The organism is Arthrobacter monumenti (assembly GCF_054511255.1).
This window is the reverse complement of record NZ_JBTNCY010000003.1, coordinates 314,061-327,259: the sequence shown is the minus strand read 5'-3', so window position 1 is coordinate 327,259 and position 13,199 is coordinate 314,061. Positions and strand designations below refer to the sequence as shown.

Here is a 13,199-nt window from a genome sequence, read left to right as displayed (position 1 = left end):
TACTATCCGCCGGTGGTCGACGCGGCGACCTGTTGCTCTGCTGTTTCCATAGCGGTCCGGACATCCTCAATCGACACGGTGCCACCGGTCGCTATGGTCGCGAACATCTGGTTCATGGACTGCCCGACCGCGCTTTCGAACTGATCCTCTGCAGGCACCAGGGGCAACGGTTTGGACATGGTGTTGTAAATGTTCTGGAAGGTCACCGCTGCCTCCTTCTTGTCCGAGAAAGTCGGCTCTGCTCCTTGAAGTACGGGCAAAGTCTTGAACTCTGAGCTGAGTGCCTTCTGCGTCTCGGGGCTCGTCATGAACTCGACGAACTTGAGCGCTCCATCCTTATTGCCGGTGTTCTCGAAGATCGAGAGATTGATGCCGGCCACGTGGCTGGCCACCGGTTCACTTCCCGCCGGCGTCGGATAGGGGACCACACCCCACTCATCATTCTTCATCCCCTGTGCTTCAATGCTGCTGCCCGCATTGTTCTGGCTGATGACCATAGCTGCCTTGTGCTTGGCAAAGTCATTAACAGCCTGTACGCCGTTCGCGTATTGAGCGTTGCCGTCAGGTGCCACTTCATGCTTCTGCATCAGATCCAGATAGCGATGAATACCTTCAACGACGCCATCCGAACTGAACGTCGGCGTACCATCATCGGCAAAAAGCTCGGCGCCATTCTGCGCCGCGTTAATGAACGCAAAGTGAGCGTTCTCCGTATAGCTGCCTGCGGCCAATGCGAGACCATGGACATCCTGGGACGGATCAGTCAGCTCCTCGGCAGCAGCGACCATCTCGGCATAAGTGCTTGGTGGTTCAAGACCGGCGTCACTGAACATCTGCTTGTTGTAAAAGAGGCCGTAGGCGAGCCCGTAAAGAGGAACCGAGGTAACCGGCTGTCCCTCAGCTCCCCCTGTTGCGAGCGCGGTTTCCACGAACTTGTCGGCGCCCCCGATCGCTTTCAGGTTCGCGTCATCGAACGGCAAAAAAGCTCCGGTTGACTGCAGGGAAGCGGCCCAGGTGTTGCCGATGTTCAATACGTCCGGTGATTGGCCGGAAGTAATGGCGGTTTGGATCCTGGTCTGAAGATTGTCCCAGCCGATGACCTCCAGGTTCACCTTGATCCCGGTCTCTTCCTCAAACTTCTTCAGTTGTGGGGTCAACACCTTCTCGTCATGTTCGATGCTGGTGCCTTGGTTGCTGGCCCAGTACGTCAGCGTGTTTGCGTCCCCGCCTGAATCTGCGGAGCTGCCTCCGCTGCCGCAGGCTGCTGTTGTTAACGCCATTGCCGCGGCTGTTGCTACGGCCGCCATCCTACGAATTCTCACGACTTGACTCCCTTGACTTTTCAAAATGCGGTTCGGAGCGCGCCTAACTGTTGGCTACGTCACAAACGTAAGCCATCTTTTATCGAGCGTCAAACAAAAGTTGTAATGTGTGTGGCAGACTTATGATGTTCGTTGCCGCTAGCAGGGAGTGAGTTTGCCATTGAAAGTACTTTTCATCGGCGGTTCGGGCGTTATAAGCAGCGCCTGCTCGGAACTCGCTGCCCGGTCCGGCATCGATCTCTTCGTCCTCAACCGGGGGCAGACCCACAGCACCTTCCCTGGGTCCGTGCGCCATTTGCGGGCCGACAGAGCCGATCAGGCAGCGACCCGCGGGGCTTTGGGATCTATGAATCCGGACGTGGTGGTCAATTTCATTGCCTTCACGCCGGAGCAGGTGCAGGCGGATATCGATCTGTTCTCAGGGCGGACGGGCCAGTACGTGTTCATCAGTTCTGCCTCTGCTTATCAAACTCCCCCGGCAAGGCTGCCGATAGATGAGTCCACCCCTTTGCGCAATCCGTTCTGGGACTATTCGCGCCGGAAGATTGCCTGCGAGGAAGTCCTGATGGATGCTTACCGTGATCGGTCTTTTCCGGTCACCATCGTCAGGCCTTCGCAGACGTATGACCGGACCGTGGTGCCGGTGGATGGAGCTTGGACGGTGGTTGAACGCCTGCGCCAGGGCCGCGAAATAGTGGTCCATGGCGATGGAACCTCGCTCTGGACATTGACACACAGCCGCGATTTTGCCCGGGGTCTCATTGGCTTGCTTGGGCAGCAGGGCGCGATAGGCCACAGCTTCCACATCACCAGCGACGAAGTCCTTACTTGGAATGCCATCTACGAAACAGCCGCCCGCGCTGCAGGTACAGACCCTCGCCTGGTTCACGTCCCCTCCGACGCCATTGCCGGGGTGGATGAGGCCTGGGGCGCCGGCTTACTGGGAGATAAGGCGCATTCGATGGTGTTCGATAATACAAAGATCAGGCGCTATGTTCCTGGTTTTCGGGCAACCACGACCTTTGAACAAGGCATGCAGGAAGCGATTGCCTGGCATGATGCTGATGCGTCCCGGAGGAAGATTGACCACCGCTACGACGCCTTGATGGACACCCTGGTCGAGCAGTACCGGGTTTAAGGATCTTCAACGGCCTCAGGCTCGCCCTGGAGCTATCCGGTTCCCGCGACCAGGGACTCTATTGAGGATGGCGAAAGTACGTGCTGCGTTACCATCCGGCTGGCTCCCAGAATGCCGGCTTGATCTCCAGCTTTCGAGAGCACAATATGCAGATGGGCTGTGGCAAGCGGCAGGGAGCGATGGTAAACGACCTCCCGGATGCCGGCCATCAGCTGCTCGCCGGCACTGGCGACGCTTCCGCCGATAACGATAATGGACGGGTTCAGCAGGTTCACACAAGAGGCCAGGACGTCGCCAATGTCGCGACCCGCCTGACGCAGGGCATCGCTGGCTGCATCGTTCCCACTTCGCGCCAATTCCAGAACTTCGGCCCCTGAACGCGCTTCCGTTCCGGCAGCAGTCAACGCGGCTGATACGGCCGGGCCGGAAGCAAGCGCCTCGAGGCACCCATAATTGCCACAACGGCAACGGACCGCATCGCCGCGGGGAACGCGGACATGTCCAAGATCGCCCGCGGTTCCAACCGCGCCGCGCTGGAGCTGGCCGCTGCTGATAATGCCAGCGCCGATTCCGGTGGCCACCTTGACGAACATCAGATTCTCATGACTCGACCAATATGTTGCCTGCTCACCGAGTGCCATGATGTTGACGTCGTTGTCCACCAACACTTGCGTGTTCCACGATCTCTGCACGAATCCGGGAACGTCGAATCCGTCCCAACCAGGCATAATTGGTGGATTTATCGGACGCCCCGTGAAGTGTTCGACCGGTCCGGGCAATCCAATGCCAACGCCAGCCAGTTCAACGTCGGTGCGGCCAGCCTTCTCCAACAAGGCCCGCCCATGCTCGATGACCCATCCCAATACGACCTCTGGACCGTCGGCGATGTCGATTTCCACCTGCTGCTTCTCCAGCACAGTGCCGTCCAAATCGCTTAGGGCGACGATAACGTGAGTCGCACCGACGTCGGCGGCGAGGACCACCCGGGCGGCAGGATTAAAGGCGAACCTGGACGGTGGACGTCCGCCTGAAGAGGCAGCTTCTCCCGCTGGGCCGACAATACCGCAGGCAATCAGCGCATCAACCCGCATGGCTACTGTCGACCGGGCAAGGCCGGTGATCGCGGCAAGCTCTGCACGTGTCCGGGCACGGCCATCACGCAGCAGTTGGAAGATTTCTCCTGCCCGCGCCATATTCCCGGTGCCGGGAGAGGAAGAGGTGCCGAGATACGTCGCAGTAGACATGCAACAAGGAATAGCACGTTCCGTTTATCTCTGTCATCCATACCGAAGTTTGACAGTAATCGCGCGACTTTTGCTTGACCTCCGTCAAAAGCTGATCTAAGTTGAATTCAATGCATTCGCTTGCAGTCCGAACCGGCGCAAGCGATTGCCCAACACTCACAAAGAGGAGAGTCGTGACCTACTCGGTACAGCTGTACACCGTCCGAACGGCGTTGGAAAGGGATCTTCCCGGCACCATCAAGCAGATAGCAGAGATCGGTTATACCGCCGTCGAGCCCTACAACTTTGTGGCCACGGCAGATCAGCTCGCTAAAGCATTTGCCGAGTACGGGCTTACGGCCCCTTCAGGACATGCGCCGCTGCTCAGTGCGGATCAGGAAGAGATTTTCGAGGCAGCCAAAAAACTTGGCATCACCACCGTCATCGATCCTCATGTCCCTGCCGATCGGTGGCAAAGCCGCGAAGACATTCAGGAAACCGCACGGCAGCTCAATGCAGCAGCTAAAAGGGGCGCTGACTACGGAATCCGGGTCGGCTACCATAACCACGAATTCGAACTGGAGGCCCGCATCGACGGGCGTTCCGGACTTGAAGTTCTCGCTGAATACCTGAATCCGGAAGTTGTGCTCGAAGTAGACACCTACTGGGCGGCCGTCGGTGGAGAGGATGTTGCCTCGTTGCTTGGCCGTCTTGGCAGCCGGGTCCGGTTCCTGCACGTAAAAGACGGGCCCCTGACGAAAAACGACAAGGAACAGGTCGCTGTCGGATCCGGACAAATGCCCGTATGGGACGTAATCGCCGCCGCTCCGGAGCTGGAGTTGGCCGTGGTCGAACTGGACGATTTCGATGGGGATGTCTTCATCGCAGTCCAGGACAGTTTCAACTACTTGAAGGCAGGCAAATAAATGGCCACGACAACCTCAACACCTACCGGGCCAGTCGGCATCGGCATCATCGGCGCCGGAACGATCAGCAATGAGTACTTGGACAACCTGACGAAGTTCCCGGATGTGAAAGTCCATGTCATTGGCGACCTCTTTCCGGATGTGGCCGCCGCGCAGGCTGCGAAGTATGGGATTGAAGACCATGGCGACGTCGATAGCGTCCTGCAGCACCGGGATGTCGAACTCGTGGTCAACCTGACCATCCCATCGGCGCACGTGGAGGTGGCTACTGCCGCTATCCGCGCCGGCAAACATGTTTGGTCGGAAAAGCCGTTCTCCCTGGATCGCAGCACCGGACTGCAGTTGCTCAAGGAAGCCGAAAACGCCGGGCTGCGTCTTGGCTGTGCACCAGACACTTTCCTCGGAGCCGGCTTGCAGACCGCCCGCCGCATCATTGAACGCGGCGATATCGGCACTCCGCTGACGGCACTTACCTTGATGCAATCCCCAGGGCCGGAGTCCTGGCATCCGAACCCTTCCTTCCTGTTCCAGGATGGCGCGGGTCCCCTGTTCGATATCGGACCCTACTACCTGACCACTCTGGTGCAGACATTTGGATCCATTGCCAAAGTCGCGGCCCTGGGCAGCAAGTCCCGCACACAGAGGACCATCGGCTCCGGCCCCAAGGCAGGAGAAATCTTCGACGTCACCACGCCCACCCACGTCAGTGCACTGGCGGAATTCGAGTCGGGTGCAGCTTCACAGAGCGTCCTAAGCTTCGATTCCCCATTGCCGAGGGCCGGTATTGTCGAGGTGACGGGCACGGAAGCAACCATTGCTTTCCCTGACCCCAACATGTTTACCGGCCAGATCCGGCTCCACCGTCTCGGCTCGGATGAGTGGACAACAATCGAGGCCACCGGTTCCGAGGCAGGCCGCGGCACAGGAACCCTCGAGATGGCACGGGCTATCAGGAGTGGACAACCCCATCGTGCTCCCGGCACGTTGGCTTATCACGTACTCGACGCAATGGTGTCGATCAACGAGTCGCTGGAAACACGCGAATTCGTCAATGTGGATAGTTCGACCGACCCACTGCCGCCGCTCGACGCGGAGTGGAGCCCCTACGAGGCCACGCTGCCCTGATTCTGCCAGATCCTGCGGACCGGCACGCCTTGATGTGCCGGTCCGCATTACTATCCTGTTTTCTAGGAGATTAACAATGACGTCCGCTGATTCAACGGGAACCAGAGACGGCACACTGGGTGTCGCCGTCGTCGGCTATTCCTTCATGGGCAAGGCCCATTCCAACGCGTGGCGGAACGTCAATGCGTTCTATCCCGGGCCACCGGTGGCCCAACGCGTGCTTGTCGGCCGCGATGCGGGACAAGTGAAGGGCGCGGCGGAGCAGTACGGGTGGCAAGAGAGCGCCACCGATTGGCGGGCCGTGCTGGAGCGTGACGACATTCAGGTCGTGGACGTCTGCACCCCTGGGTATCTGCATGCTGAAATCGCCATTGCGGCGCTGGAGGCCGGCAAGCACGTATTGGTGGAGAAGCCGATGGCCAACACCTTGACCGAAGCCGCGGATATGGCCGAAGCGGCCCGGAATGCCAGGGCCAAGGGAATCCAGTCCATGATCGGGTTCAACTACCGCCGGCTTCCTGCGCTCGCACAGGCGAAACAGATGATTGCCGACGGCGCACTGGGCCGGATCCGCCAGGTCAAGATTTCGTACTTGCAGGACTGGTTGTCCGACGAGAGCGCGCCGATCTCCTGGCGGCTGCGCAAGGAAACCGCCGGATCCGGGGCGCTCGGCGACTTGGCCTCACACGCCATCGACCAAATCCACTACCTGCTCGGGGAACCGCTCACTTCGATCTCCGGAACCCTGAATACGTTTGTTCCTGAGCGGAGCGGCGATCACGGGCTGGAGCCCGTCACGGTGGATGACGCTGCCTGGGCAACGGCACGGACGGCGTCGGGCGCGGTCGCGAGCCTGGAGGTTTCCCGTTTTGCGACCGGCCGGAAGAATGCCCTCCAGATCGAGGTCTTCGGTTCGGCGGGCAGTCTGGCGTTCGACCTGGAATCGCTGAATGAACTGCAGTACTACGACGCCGGTACACCGGCTGGACGGCAGGGTTTCAGCAGGATTCTGGTTACCGAGGAAGAGCATCCTTATCTGCAGGCATGGTGGCCCACGGGGCATATCCTCGGCTGGGACCATACTTTTACGTCGCAGGCGGCGGACTTCATCAACGCCATCGCGTCCGGAACTCCGCCGGAGCCGTCCTTCGAGGATGGGCTGGCCGTTCAACGGGTGCTGGAGTCGCTGCAGAACAGCGCGGCCAAGGCGAGCGTCGTCGTCGATATTAACCATTAGCCAACCGAGAAGTCACCGAGGAGCACAGATGCCACGCAACTACACTCTTTTCACCGGCCAGTGGGCCGATCTGCCCTTCGAGAAGGTCGCCGAACTCGCCGGCCAGTGGGGTTACGACGGGTTGGAAATCGCGGTTTCCGGAGACCATTTGGATGCGTGGCGCTGGGACGACGATGACTACATCCATGACCGGCTGGAGATCCTGAAACGGAATGGTTTGAAGGTCTGGGCTATCTCAAACCACCTGAAGGGCCAGGCGGTCTGCGATGACCCCATCGACTTCCGGCACAAAGACATTGTCGGGCCGAAAGTTTGGGGCGACGGCGATCCGGAAGGGGTACGCCAGCGCGCGGCCGAAGAGATGAAGCTGACCGCACGGCTGGCGAAGAAGCTCGGCGTCGATACGGTCGTCGGATTCACCGGCTCCTCCATCTGGCAGTACGTGGCGATGTTCCCTCCGGTTTCACAGGACGTGATCGACGCCGGGTACCAGGACTTTGCCGACCGCTGGAATCCGATCCTGGACGTCTTCGACGAGTGTGGCGTGCGCTTCGCCCATGAGGTCCACCCGTCCGAAATTGCCTATGACTACTGGTCGACCGTGCGGACGCTGGAGGCGATCGGGCACCGCGAGGCGTTCGGTATCAATTGGGATCCGAGCCATATGATGTGGCAGGACATCGACCCGGTCAGTCTGATTTGGGACTTCAAGGACCGGATCTACCACGTTGACTGCAAGGACACGAAGCTGCGGATCACCGGGCGGAACACGCGGCTCGGATCGCACCTGCCGTGGGGTGATCCGCGACGCGGCTGGGACTTCGTCTCCACCGGACGCGGCGACGTTCCATGGGAGGAGAGCTTTAGGGCGTTGACCGCCATCGGCTATGACGGACCGATCTCCGTTGAGTGGGAGGATGCCGGCATGGACAGGCTGCAAGGCGCACCGGAAGCACTCGCCTTCCTGAAGAAGTTCGATTTCGCCCCGTCCGAAACCTCGTTCGACGCCGCCTTCAAACAGTGATCCCGGGGCTGCGGTATTCGGGTCTGCTGTATGCGAACCTGCATATCGGCCCGCATCACCAGTAGGCTTAGTAAATGCGGAAACTCCAGGCTCAGATCATTGCTGAACTCGGCGCACAGCCGTACATCGATCCGGAAGCGGAAATCCGGCGTCGGATCACATTCCTGAAGAGCTACCTGAAATCCACCGGCATGAAGGGCTTCGTGCTCGGCATCAGCGGAGGGCAGGACTCGACGCTGGCCGGCAAGCTTTGCCAGCTGGCCGCCGACGAGCTCGCCGCAGAAGGCAGAGAGGCGAACTTCGTCGGCGTGCGCTTGCCGTACAAGGTGCAGCACGATGAGGACGATGCGCAACTCGCCCTCGACTTCATTAGGCCCAAGACGTCGTGGACGTACAACATCGCTCCCGGCGTGGACGGCTTCGAGGATGAGTACCGCACTACGACCGGCGAGAAAATCACCGACTTCAATAAGGGAAACATCAAGGCGCGGGCGCGGATGATCGCCCAATATGCGTTGGCCGGCCAGCACGGTCTGCTGGTGATCGGCACCGATCATGCGGCCGAAGCGATAACGGGTTTTTACACCAAATTTGGCGACGGCGCTGCGGACGTCCTCCCCCTATCCGGCCTGAACAAGCGGCAGGGTAAGGCGCTCTTGAAGGAACTCGGCGCCGTGAAGCGGCTCTATGAGAAGAAACCGACGGCCGACCTGCTGGACGAAGATCCCGGCCAAACGGATGAGGAAAGCCTTGGACTCTCCTACGACGACATCGACGACTACCTCGAAGGCAAGGACATCGGCGCCGAGGCGGCCGAACGGCTGGAACACCGCTTCATGGCATCACGCCACAAGCGGACCCTGCCTGTGGCCATCGACGACACCTGGTGGCACTAATGCTCACATGGAGAGAACATCGCCGAGGGAAAACTGACTCCCCGGCAAAGGCTCTTTAGCCGACGTCACCCCGCTTCCGCCGTTGCCCGGATCAGCCAGATTGTCTCAGCTCGTTGAGGAAGACCGCGCCGAACGCTTGTGACCCCAGCGAACGCTTGTGACCCCAGGTCCAATCTCCGCCAGCCTCGCCCATGACGGCCGGTAGCTGTAATAGTAGCTGGATGGAGAGTTCCGGAACACTAAATGCCCACCAGCTCGATACAGCACAGCCGTCGCAGCAAAGCATTGACCTGTACCGGACGCTGAGCGCCGACATCGCGTCCGGCGTCGCCATCATTTCCACCCGCCTGCGGAATCACGATTATGCCGCGACCGTAACCGGATATCTCTCCGTTTCCTACGATCCGCCCACCATACTGGTGAGCCTGTTCGACGGCGCCCGCATCGCCGATGCTGTTTCGGAAGCCGGCGTGTGGGCGCTTAGCCTGCTCGGCAGTCAGCATCAGGGCACCGCGAATTGGTTGGCCAGTCCCGGAACGCCGCTCCACGGACTCCTTAACCAGGTCCCCTACCGGCGCGGTCCGGCAACAGATTCAGTGATTATCGACGGCGCACTGGCCTTCTTCGAGCTGCGCACCGTGGAGATCCATGAAGCGGCCACGCATCTGCTGGTGATCGGCGAAGTCGTGTCCATGGGCCGCGATGCCACAGGAACGCAGACGCAGGATCCGCTGGTCCACCACGCCTCGTCCTATCGCCGGTTGGCCCGCTGATACTCAATGGGGCCCGAGTGTTTGCGCCGGACGCCATCCGACAGCGTGTCAGCCTCACACCGGCAACCGCTCCCGCAGCTCAAACGCCGAGTCAGCGCCTAACCCGTCAGGTAGGGGGTTGCAGAGGGCTGACTCGCGGCCAGGGGGCTGAACCGGCGGGCTCCTGTGTAGGCGAGGGGCTGACTCGGCATGGTTGGCGCGGCTCGGGGGCTGACTCGGCGTGGTTGCCGCGGCGAAGGGGCTGACCCGGCTTTGCCCGCGTGAAGTTACCGCTGGTCGCGGCGGAGCGGGTGGTCTTCAGGAATTTCGACGACGACGATCCGCACGCCGTCGGGTCCGTCCAGCCACATTTCCACCAGCCCCCATGGCTCTTGCCTCGGCTCGCGCGTAATGGTCGCTCCTGCTTTCCTGAGCCGTTCGTGTTCGGCCTCGATGTCCCGGACCTGTAGCCACAGCACGGTCCCGGTCGCGCCCCTCGCGCCACCACCACCGCCGCCGCCGCTCTCCGGGTGTCCGGAGACCTCGAGGAAACCGTTGCCGAGGAAGAACACCATGCCGGGGTGCTCGGGACTGCCGAATTCGCGGTAGACGGCCAGACCGAGAACGTCCCGAAAGAAGCGTTGGCTGGCCTGTGGGTCTTCCGCCCGGAGCAGGATCCGGCTGCTGAGAATCTCCATACCTGCGATCATGCCAGCCGTCGGCGGCAAAATGCACGTACTGCTAAGGTTGCTGACTTCCTGGTAAGGCTGCTGACCTCAAATGCCGGGCAATAACGGTAACGTAGCGGATGTGAAGATTGCTACCTGGAATGTGAACTCTATCCGTGCCCGGGCCGACCGCGTCGAAGCCTGGCTGCAGCGCTCCGACGTCGACGTGCTGGCGATGCAGGAGACGAAATCCAACGACGAGAAATTCCCCTGGGAGCTGTTCGAGAACAACGGCTACGAGATCGCCCACTTCGGCGTAAACCAGTGGAACGGCGTTGCAATCGCCTCCCGGGTGGGTCTGCAGGATGTCGAACGGACCTTCCCGGATCAGCCCACCTTCGGCAAGGGTGAGCAGGAGGCGACGGCGGAGGCACGCGCTATCGGCGCAACCTGTGGCGGCATCCGGATCTGGAGCCTCTATGTGCCCAACGGCCGCGCGGTCGGTGATCCGCACATGCCGTACAAACTTTCCTGGCTCGGCACGCTCAAGGAACACGCTGAGAAATGGCTCGGCGAAGACCCGGAGCAGCAGATCGCGCTGATGGGTGACTTCAATATCGCACCGCAGGACGACGACGTGTGGGACATGGCCGCGTTCGAGGGCGCCACCCACGTCAGCGAGCCTGAGCGGGCGGCCTTCGCGGCCTTCGCCGAGGCGGGCTACACCGACGTCGTCCGCCCGCACACGCCCGGCCCCGGCGTCTACACCTACTGGGACTACAAGCAGCTGAGCTTCCCCAAGAAGATGGGCATGCGCATTGACTTCGTCCTCGCCTCCCCCGCGCTGGCCGGGCGTGTCACCGGGGCAATGATCGACCGCGAGGAGCGCAAGGGTAAGGGCCCATCGGACCACGCGCCCGTCATCGTGGAGCTGGGTTAAGTAGATGGCGGGGGATAACGACGGCGGCAAGGACCACTTCAGGGGCTTCCCCTATGTCTCCAATCTGCGCATTTTCGAGCCGTTGGAGGCGTTCTCCGACGAGGATCAGCTCACCTTCACGGAACAACGATACCGGAACAGGGCCGACGTCGATGCCGCCGAGGCGAAGAGTTCGCTGAGCCGGATCGCGCGAACGGTTGCCGACCCCTTTCCGCACCGGTCCACCAACGACGTCCGGGTGCTGCACTATCCGTCGGCCGAGGGCATCACGTCGACGTTTTACTGCCCCAGCCAGCTCTCGGTACGCAGCACGCTGGCGGCGGAAACGCTGATCGAGAACATGAAGGGGCCGTTGGCCAACATCCTGCTGCCGGAGGCGGCACGGGAGGCACACCAGAGCCGGCTCGACCCGGACGAATTGGCGGATTCGATCGACAAAGTCCATACCCGCGCGGCGACCTGGGGCGTGCCGTTCAGCTGGTTCGCGCTGATCCACGAGGATGACCATTCCGAGGTCGTTGAAGAGCATGGCCGGGTTCTGACCGTACGCATTTCGGCTCCGTTGACCCAGGCGGTGGAGCGGGCGGCGGAGGCCAGCACCAACCTTGTCGCTGCCGCTCCGGAACTCGATCTGTTGGCGGACCTGAGCGAACTCTCGACGTGGATGGAAAACTTCCACGACAACTCGATTATCGAACTCGACTACGGTGCAGTGGCCAACGTCGTGTTCCCGGACGAGTCACCGTACGACGTCCGGCAGGGAATCGAGGCCCTGGCCGAAGGCGACATGACGGGCGCGGCCGCGGCCTACCGACGCCTGGCCAGCCGGTGGATTCCGGTCCGGCAGCTCGGACGCGCGTCTTAGAAAACCTCGACGGCGGCGCGTCCGTTGCAGCTCCCGACAACTCCGCGAGCGCGTCCGCCGCCGCTATGTCGTAACCGACGGCGGCGGGGCTGTTGACCTGCGCACCACCAGTTCATGCGGCTGGACCCCAGGCTGAACCCGCGGGGCGCCGGCCAGTTCGGCCAGCAGCAGACCAGCGGCGAAGGCGCCCTGCTCGTCAGGCCGTTGCCGGATGGTTGTCAGTCCCGCCGGTTCAGAGAGTTCATGGTCATCGATACCGACGACTGACAACTCCTCCGGAATCCGGATGCCCCGCTCCGCGGCAGCCATCATGACGCCGAAGGCCATCTCATCGGAGGAGGCGAATATCGCCGTCGGACGGTTCCCGGGGTCGCTCAGAAGCCGGGCCGCAGCGGCCTTGCCGTCCGCGGTCCTGAAATTGCCCAGGGCGGTCCATTCCGGCCGGACCGGAAGACCGTGCGCCCGCATCGTTGCCTCGAACGCCTGATTGCGCAGCAGCGGTACGGAAAAATCGAAACCGTACTCCCCGGTGCCTTGCAGATGCGCAATATCGCGGTGGCCCAGCCCGATCAGGTGCTCGACGGCGTCCCGGACGGCAACGGGATCGTCGATGCTGACGTGGCGCACCCCCTCCAGATTGGAACCGACAACAATCGAGGGCGAGTCCAGCGCCCGCAGCGACACCAGTTCCTCTTCGGTCAGCGACATGCACATCACCAGAAGGGCATCGATGCGTTTGCGCAGCATCGAACGGTGGAACACCCGTTCACGGTTGCCTCCGGCGCCGCCCAGGTTGAAGACCATCAGGTCATAGCCGGCGGCCCGCAAAGCCCGGTCGGCGCCGCCGAGGGCCGTGGCGAAATACCAACGGTCGATCATCGGCACCACGACCCCCATCGTCATGGTCCTGCCGGAGGCCAGGCCTGAGGCGGACGACGACGGCACGTACCCGAGCCGCTCGACGATCTTGAGCACGCGGTCACGGGTGGCCGCCGATACGCCGGGGATGCCCCGGACGGCTCGTGAGACAGTGGCCGTGGAGACTCCAGCTGCTATTGCGACGTCGTCAATACTGACTGCCGG

General features: G+C 61.6%; 13 protein-coding genes. 9 read left to right on the top strand and 4 right to left on the bottom strand.

Annotation, left to right across the window (positions count from 1 at the left end):
* Positions 1-2: 2 nt before the first annotated feature.
* Positions 3-1,307, bottom strand: coding sequence for an ABC transporter substrate-binding protein (locus ACX80B_RS06325; RefSeq protein WP_459294185.1), 1,305 nt, complete (start codon positions 1,305-1,307; stop codon positions 3-5).
* Positions 1,308-1,470: 163 nt separating this feature from the next.
* Between ACX80B_RS06325 and ACX80B_RS06320 the strand changes: the two genes are divergently transcribed.
* A complete protein-coding gene (locus ACX80B_RS06320; protein WP_459294183.1) occupies positions 1,471-2,460 on the top strand; it encodes an SDR family oxidoreductase in 990 nt (329 codons plus the stop codon).
* 32 nt (positions 2,461-2,492) lie between these two features.
* Here ACX80B_RS06320 and ACX80B_RS06315 read toward each other — a convergent pair whose 3' ends face one another.
* Positions 2,493-3,704 (bottom strand): ROK family transcriptional regulator, encoded by a 1,212-nt coding sequence (locus ACX80B_RS06315; RefSeq protein ID WP_459294181.1) that lies wholly within the window; start codon positions 3,702-3,704, stop codon positions 2,493-2,495.
* Positions 3,705-3,877: 173 nt separating this feature from the next.
* Between ACX80B_RS06315 and ACX80B_RS06310 the strand changes: the two genes are divergently transcribed.
* The 6 genes from ACX80B_RS06310 (at position 3,878) to ACX80B_RS06285 (ending at position 9,664) form a co-directional block, all read left to right on the top strand.
* Entirely contained in the window at positions 3,878-4,609 is a 732-nt protein-coding gene (locus ACX80B_RS06310) for a sugar phosphate isomerase/epimerase family protein (protein WP_459294179.1), read from the top strand.
* Positions 4,610-5,734, top strand: a complete 1,125-nt coding sequence (locus ACX80B_RS06305; protein ID WP_459294177.1) for a Gfo/Idh/MocA family protein — start codon at positions 4,610-4,612, stop codon at positions 5,732-5,734. It begins immediately after the preceding gene.
* 76 nt (positions 5,735-5,810) lie between these two features.
* On the top strand, positions 5,811-6,971 hold the full coding sequence (locus ACX80B_RS06300) for a Gfo/Idh/MocA family protein (RefSeq protein WP_459294175.1): 1,161 nt from the start codon (positions 5,811-5,813) through the stop codon (positions 6,969-6,971).
* 28 nt (positions 6,972-6,999) lie between these two features.
* Positions 7,000-7,995, top strand: a complete 996-nt coding sequence (locus ACX80B_RS06295; protein WP_459294173.1) for a sugar phosphate isomerase/epimerase family protein — start codon at positions 7,000-7,002, stop codon at positions 7,993-7,995.
* A 74-nt stretch (positions 7,996-8,069) separates the two neighbouring features.
* Positions 8,070-8,891: an ammonia-dependent NAD(+) synthetase gene (gene nadE / locus ACX80B_RS06290; RefSeq protein ID WP_459294171.1), complete on the top strand. Its 822-nt coding sequence runs from the start codon at positions 8,070-8,072 to the stop codon at positions 8,889-8,891.
* A gap of 221 nt (positions 8,892-9,112) precedes the next feature.
* A complete protein-coding gene (locus tag ACX80B_RS06285; protein WP_459294169.1) occupies positions 9,113-9,664 on the top strand; it encodes a flavin reductase family protein in 552 nt (183 codons plus the stop codon).
* Between the two features lie 266 nt (positions 9,665-9,930).
* Here ACX80B_RS06285 and ACX80B_RS06280 read toward each other — a convergent pair whose 3' ends face one another.
* A complete protein-coding gene (locus ACX80B_RS06280; protein ID WP_459294167.1) occupies positions 9,931-10,341 on the bottom strand; it encodes a VOC family protein in 411 nt (136 codons plus the stop codon).
* 112 nt (positions 10,342-10,453) lie between these two features.
* Here ACX80B_RS06280 and ACX80B_RS06275 point away from each other — a divergent pair, with 112 nt between their 5' ends.
* Positions 10,454-11,251: an exodeoxyribonuclease III gene (locus ACX80B_RS06275; RefSeq protein WP_459294165.1), complete on the top strand. Its 798-nt coding sequence runs from the start codon at positions 10,454-10,456 to the stop codon at positions 11,249-11,251.
* Positions 11,252-11,255: 4 nt separating this feature from the next.
* The gene (locus tag ACX80B_RS06270) at positions 11,256-12,116 is read left to right on the top strand and encodes a hypothetical protein (protein ID WP_459294163.1); all 861 of its coding nucleotides are present in this window, start codon (positions 11,256-11,258) and stop codon (positions 12,114-12,116) included.
* Between the two features lie 63 nt (positions 12,117-12,179).
* Here ACX80B_RS06270 and ACX80B_RS06265 read toward each other — a convergent pair whose 3' ends face one another.
* Positions 12,180-13,172: a LacI family DNA-binding transcriptional regulator gene (locus ACX80B_RS06265; RefSeq protein ID WP_459294326.1), complete on the bottom strand. Its 993-nt coding sequence runs from the start codon at positions 13,170-13,172 to the stop codon at positions 12,180-12,182.
* Between the last annotated feature and the right edge of the window lie 27 nt (positions 13,173-13,199).

Excerpts from the sequence above, each read along its gene's own strand:
- ACX80B_RS06325 (WP_459294185.1), bottom strand. The coding sequence starts at position 1,307 with ATGGCGGCCGTAGCAACAGCCGCGGCAATGGCGTTAACAACAGCAGCC.
- ACX80B_RS06315 (WP_459294181.1), bottom strand. The coding sequence starts at position 3,704 with ATGTCTACTGCGACGTATCTCGGCACCTCTTCCTCTCCCGGCACCGGG.
- ACX80B_RS06305 (WP_459294177.1), top strand. The coding sequence starts at position 4,610 with ATGGCCACGACAACCTCAACACCTACCGGGCCAGTCGGCATCGGCATC.
- ACX80B_RS06300 (WP_459294175.1), top strand. The coding sequence starts at position 5,811 with ATGACGTCCGCTGATTCAACGGGAACCAGAGACGGCACACTGGGTGTC.
- ACX80B_RS06295 (WP_459294173.1), top strand. The coding sequence starts at position 7,000 with ATGCCACGCAACTACACTCTTTTCACCGGCCAGTGGGCCGATCTGCCC.
- nadE (WP_459294171.1), top strand. The coding sequence starts at position 8,070 with ATGCGGAAACTCCAGGCTCAGATCATTGCTGAACTCGGCGCACAGCCG.
- ACX80B_RS06285 (WP_459294169.1), top strand. The coding sequence starts at position 9,113 with ATGGAGAGTTCCGGAACACTAAATGCCCACCAGCTCGATACAGCACAG.
- ACX80B_RS06280 (WP_459294167.1), bottom strand. The coding sequence starts at position 10,341 with ATGGAGATTCTCAGCAGCCGGATCCTGCTCCGGGCGGAAGACCCACAG.
- ACX80B_RS06270 (WP_459294163.1), top strand. The coding sequence starts at position 11,256 with ATGGCGGGGGATAACGACGGCGGCAAGGACCACTTCAGGGGCTTCCCC.